Below are 4628 nucleotides of genomic sequence, written 5' to 3' on the forward strand. Positions count from 1 at the left end.
CCGAGTCCCCGGCCAGCAGACATCGCGCTGTTTCACCCTCCGAACAGCCAAGACGGTGCCAGGTTCGGGCGTTGGGGTGTGCTGTGAAGCGAAGTCAAGGAGGAGGCCGAAGGCCGGGGGACATGAGCGGAGCAGCACAGCCCGGCGACCGAACCTCACGCCAAGCGAACGCAAGGTTTTCCTGCAGTCCGATTCGTTCAGAACGCCGCGATGCCCGTCTGCGCCCGGCCCAGGATCAGCGCATGGATGTCGTGCGTGCCCTCGTAGGTGTTCACCACCTCCAGGTTGACCAGGTGGCGGGCAATGCCGAACTCGTCGGAGATGCCGTTGCCGCCCAGCATGTCACGCGCGGTGCGGGCGATGTCCAGCGCCTTGCCGCAGCTGTTGCGCTTCATGATGGAGGTGATCTCCACCGCAGCCGTGCCCTCGTCTTTCATGCGGCCCAGGCGCAGGCAGCCCTGCAGGCCCAGGGTGATCTCGGTCATCATGTCGGCCAGCTTCTTCTGCACCAGTTGGTTGGCGGCCAGCGGCTTGCCGAACTGCTTGCGGTCCAGCGTGTACTGGCGGGCCATGTGCCAGCAGAACTCGGCCGCGCCCAGCGCACCCCAGGCGATGCCGTAGCGGGCGCTGTTCAGGCAGGTGAACGGGCCCTTGAGGCCGCGCACCTCGGGGAAGGCGTTTTCGTCGGGGCAGAAGACCTCGTCCATCACGATCTCGCCGGTGATGGAGGCGCGCAGGCCCACCTTGCCGTGGATGGCCGGGGCCGACAGGCCCTTCCAGCCCTTTTCCAGCACGAAGCCGCGGATGGCGCCTTCGTCATCCTTGGCCCAGACCACGAACACGTCGGCGATCGGGCTGTTGGTGATCCACATCTTGCTGCCCGACAGGCTGTAGCCGCCCTGCACCTTCCTGGCGCGGGTGATCATGCTGGCCGGGTCGGAGCCGTGGTTGGGCTCGGTCAGGCCGAAGCAGCCGATCCACTCGCCGGTGGCCAGCTTGGGCAGGTACTTCTGCTTGGTCTGCTCGTTGCCGAACTCGAAGATCGGCACCATCACCAGGGAGGACTGCACGCTCATCATCGAGCGGTAGCCCGAGTCGACGCGCTCCACCTCGCGGGCCACCAGGCCGTAGCAGACGTAGTTCAGGCCGGCGCCGCCGTAGGCCTCGGGGATGGTCGGGCCCAGCAGGCCCAGCTCACCCATCTCGCGGAAGATGGCGGCGTCGGTCTTCTCGTGGCGGAAGGCTTCCAGCACACGCGGGGCCAGCTTGTCCTGGCAGTAGGCGCGGGCGGCATCACGCACCTGGCGCTCGTCCTCGCTCAGCTGGTCTTCCAGCAGCAGGGGGTCGTCCCAGTGGAAAACGGGCTTGGCAGAGCGGGGGGCGTGGCTCATCGGGTGTCTCTCAGATGATGTTGTGCTGGTGTTGCATCTTAGGTTGTGGCTTCCGGGCAGACAAACGAGAATTTGGCACCCAAATGTGCGCTGGACGCACTCCGGAGTCGCTGTGCGCCGCAAATTGCCCTCCACCGCCGCCCTGGCCGCCTTCGAGGCGGCCGCCCGCCACCAGAGCTACACCCGGGCCGCCAGCGAACTGGCGGTCACCCAGAGCGCCATCTGCCGCCAGATCGCCAGCCTGGAGGACTTCCTGGGTGTGAAGCTGTTCCGCCGCAGCCAGCGCGGCGTGGCCCTGACCGAGGCGGGCCAGCGCTACAGCCGGCGGGTGGCGGCCCGCTTGGACGAGGTGGAGCGCGATGCACTGGACCTGATGAGCGGTGGCGAGGAGGGCGGCGGCAGCCTGGAGCTGGCGGTGGTGCCCACCTTTGCCACCCAGTGGCTGCTGCCGCGCCTGGGCGACTTCCAAGGCCAGCATCCGGGCATCACGCTGCACTTCACGCCGCGCACCCGGCCCTTCCTGTTCACCGACACGCCCTTCGATGCCGCCATCCTGCCCGGCAGCGAGCCCTGGCCGGGCACCGAGTCCATCGACCTGCTGCCCGAGCCCCTGGTGGCGGTGGCCAGCCCGCGCCTGCCCGGCGCGCAGGCCTGCCGCTCGGCAGACGACGTGGCCCGGCTGCCGCTGCTGCAGGCTAGCACCCGGCCGGACGGCTGGCGGCAGTGGTTCGCCTCGCTGGGGTTGGCAGTGGAGCACGACATGGCCGGGCCGCGCATGGAGCTGTTCTCCATGTTGTCGGAGGCGGCGGCGCAGGGTCTGGGCGTGGCCCTGGTGCCGCGTCTGCTGGTGGAAAGCGATCTGGCCAGCGGCCGGCTGGTGGTGCTGCTGCCGCACCCGCATGCCAGCGGCCGCAGCTACAGGCTGATCTATCCGCCGCACAAGGCCGATGGGCCGCTGCTGCAGGCCCTGGCCGGCTGGTTGACGGGGCAGGCGGCGGCCTACCAGGCACAGGGCTGAGGACAGGCTCCGGCGGCCGGGGCTGCCAAGGACGTCAGCGGTGGGCGGCCAGCAGCAGGCCACCGGCCCCGGCGAAGAAGCCGCCGGTGGCCTTGTTCAGGCGCCGGGCGCCGCGCGGTGTGGTGATGAAGCGGCGCAGCTGGCTGCCGCCCGCGCCATAGACCGCGGCGGACACAAACTCGGCCGCCAGGTAGGTGGCGCCCAGCACCAGGAACTGGTGCGCGGCGGGCTTGGCCGGGTTGATGAACTGCGGAAAGATGGCCGCGAACAGCAGCATGGCCTTGGGGTTGCTGATGCCCAGCAGGAATTCCTGCGTGGCCAGGCTGCGCAGCGAACGCGGTGGTACCTGGCTGTCGTCGGCGGCCAGGTGGCCGGCGTCCGTGCTGTGCCAGGCCTTCCAGCCCAGCCAGAAGAGGTAGGCCGCGCCCAGCCACTTGAGCACGCTGAAGGCGGTTTCGGAGGCCAGCAGCATGGCACCCAGGCCCACGGCGGAGATGGTCAGGAAGATGGCGAAGGCCAGCACCCGGCCGACGGTGCCGAACAGTGCGGCGCCCACGCCCTGCCGGATCCCGTTGTTGAGCGCGCAGAAGTTGTTCGGCCCCGGGGTCAGGGCGATCATCACGGCCAGCGGGAAGAAGAGCAGGGCGTCCATGGGGCCTCAGGCGTTGGGGTGCTTGTCGGCTTCGGAGGTGAAGCTGTCGGCGTAGAACTCTTCGGCCGGCAGGCCACATTGGGCCACGAAATCGCGCTGGGCGCTTTCGATGACGATGGGCGCGCCGCAGGCATAGACCTGGTGGCCGGACAGGTCCGGCAGGTCGGCCATCACCGCCTGGTGGACGAAGCCGGTGCGGCCGGTCCAGCCGTCCTCGGGCAGGGCGTTGGAGAGCACGGGCACGAAGCGCAGCCAGGGCAGGCGGGCGGTGGCCTCGGCCAGCCAGTCGGTCAGGTACAGGTCGGCCTTGCGGCGGCCACCCCAGTACAGCACGGTGGGGCGGCTGAGGCCCTGGGCCTCCATGCGCTCGATCAGGGCCTTGATCGGCGCGAAGCCGGTGCCCGAGGCCAGCAGCACGATGGGCTTGTCGCTGTCCTCGCGCAGGTAGAAGCTGCCGAAGGGCCCTTCCATGCGCACGATGTCTTTTTCCTTGAGCGTGCTGAACACCTGGTCGGTGAACTTGCCGCCGGGCATGTGGCGGATGTGCAGCTCGATGGCCGGCGGCGTGCCCAGGTTGTGCGGGGCGTTGGCCATGGAGTAGGCGCGGCGGGCGCCGTCGCGCAGGAGGAACTCGATGTACTGGCCGGCGTGGAACTGGAAGTTCTGGTTGGCCGGCAGCTGCACCTTCACGCGCATCACGTCCTCGGCCAGGCGCTCCAGCGACAGCACGCGGCCGGGCATCTTCAGCACCGGGAACTGGCCTTCGGCGGCCACACCGCGGGCTTCCAGGACCACATCGCTCTGCGCCGTGGCCCGGCAGGTCAGGATCATGCCGGCGGCCTGCTCGGCGGCGCTCAGCGCCTTTTCCTGGTGCTCGCCCATGACCACCTGGCCCTCGATCAGCTTGCACTTGCAGGAGCCGCAGGCGCCGTCCTTGCAACCATAGGGCAGGCCGATGCCTTCCCGGATGGCGGCGGTCAGCAGGGTTTCGTCGCCGTCGACGTTGTACTGGCGGCCCGAAGGCTGGAGGGTGACGTGAAAGCTCATGGGGATCTGGGCAAACCGGAAAGGGAAGGGGGCGTCGCGGTGCCGGCCAGCGCGCTGGCTACACTCGGCGCAACCTGCCATTTTGCCCTGTCCACCATGTCCTTGCCCGCCCGCTTCCGCCGCAGCCGCCTGCTCATCGTGGGCTGTGGTGACGTGGGTACTCGCCTGCTGCCGCGCGTGACTTGCCACCAGACTGTTCGGGTGCTGACCTCCTCGCCCGCGCGCTGCGAGGCCCTGCGGGCGGCCGGGGCGACGCCGCTGGTGGGCAATCTGGACACACCGGCCAGCCTGCGGCGGCTGGCTGCGCTGGCCAGCCGGGCGCTGATGCTGGCCCCGCCACCGGGGCAGGGCGCCGGTGACCCGCGCTCTCGCGCCCTGGTGCGGGTCCTGCGCAGTGGCCGGGCGGTGCGCCGCCTGGTCTATGCCAGCACCACCGGGGTGTATGGCGATGCGGGCGGTGCCTGGATGGACGAGACCCGGGCCTGTGCGCCGCAAACCGACCGGGCGCGGCGCCGTGTGG

5 protein-coding genes are annotated in these 4628 nt (G+C 69.8%); 2 read left to right on the forward strand and 3 right to left on the reverse strand.

The genetic code is table 11. The features are described from left to right. Nucleotides 1-197 precede the first annotated feature (197 nt). Nucleotides 198-1391 carry an acyl-CoA dehydrogenase gene (locus tag I73_RS24125; RefSeq protein ID WP_022982972.1) on the reverse strand — a complete coding sequence of 398 codons (1194 nt, stop codon included), beginning with the start codon at nt 1389-1391 and terminating at the stop codon, nt 198-200. A 112-nt stretch (nt 1392-1503) separates the two neighbouring features. Here I73_RS24125 and I73_RS24130 point away from each other — a divergent pair, with 112 nt between their 5' ends. Then, nucleotides 1504-2409 (forward strand): LysR family transcriptional regulator, encoded by a 906-nt coding sequence (locus tag I73_RS24130; RefSeq protein ID WP_022982973.1) that lies wholly within the window; start codon nt 1504-1506, stop codon nt 2407-2409. 34 nt (nt 2410-2443) lie between these two features. On the opposite strand, the gene I73_RS24135 is transcribed toward I73_RS24130, so the two are convergent. Continuing rightward, on the reverse strand, nt 2444-3061 hold the full coding sequence (locus I73_RS24135) for a LysE family translocator (protein WP_022982974.1): 618 nt from the start codon (nt 3059-3061) through the stop codon (nt 2444-2446). A 6-nt stretch (nt 3062-3067) separates the two neighbouring features. Then, nucleotides 3068-4108, reverse strand: a complete 1041-nt coding sequence (locus I73_RS24140; protein ID WP_022982975.1) for a CDP-6-deoxy-delta-3,4-glucoseen reductase — start codon at nt 4106-4108, stop codon at nt 3068-3070. 96 nt (nt 4109-4204) lie between these two features. Between I73_RS24140 and I73_RS24145 the strand changes: the two genes are divergently transcribed. Then, nucleotides 4205-4628, forward strand: a 424-nt coding sequence (locus I73_RS24145) for an NAD-binding protein (RefSeq protein WP_022982976.1), incomplete at its 3' end; no start/stop codon positions are given.

It is taken from the genome of Ideonella sp. B508-1, from assembly GCF_000333615.1.
In the GTDB taxonomy this organism is placed as follows: domain Bacteria; phylum Pseudomonadota; class Gammaproteobacteria; order Burkholderiales; family Burkholderiaceae_C; genus Ideonella.

Excerpts from the sequence above, each read along its gene's own strand:
- I73_RS24125 (WP_022982972.1), bottom strand. The coding sequence starts at position 1,391 with ATGAGCCACGCCCCCCGCTCTGCCAAGCCCGTTTTCCACTGGGACGAC.
- I73_RS24135 (WP_022982974.1), bottom strand. The coding sequence starts at position 3,061 with ATGGACGCCCTGCTCTTCTTCCCGCTGGCCGTGATGATCGCCCTGACC.
- I73_RS24140 (WP_022982975.1), bottom strand. The coding sequence starts at position 4,108 with ATGAGCTTTCACGTCACCCTCCAGCCTTCGGGCCGCCAGTACAACGTC.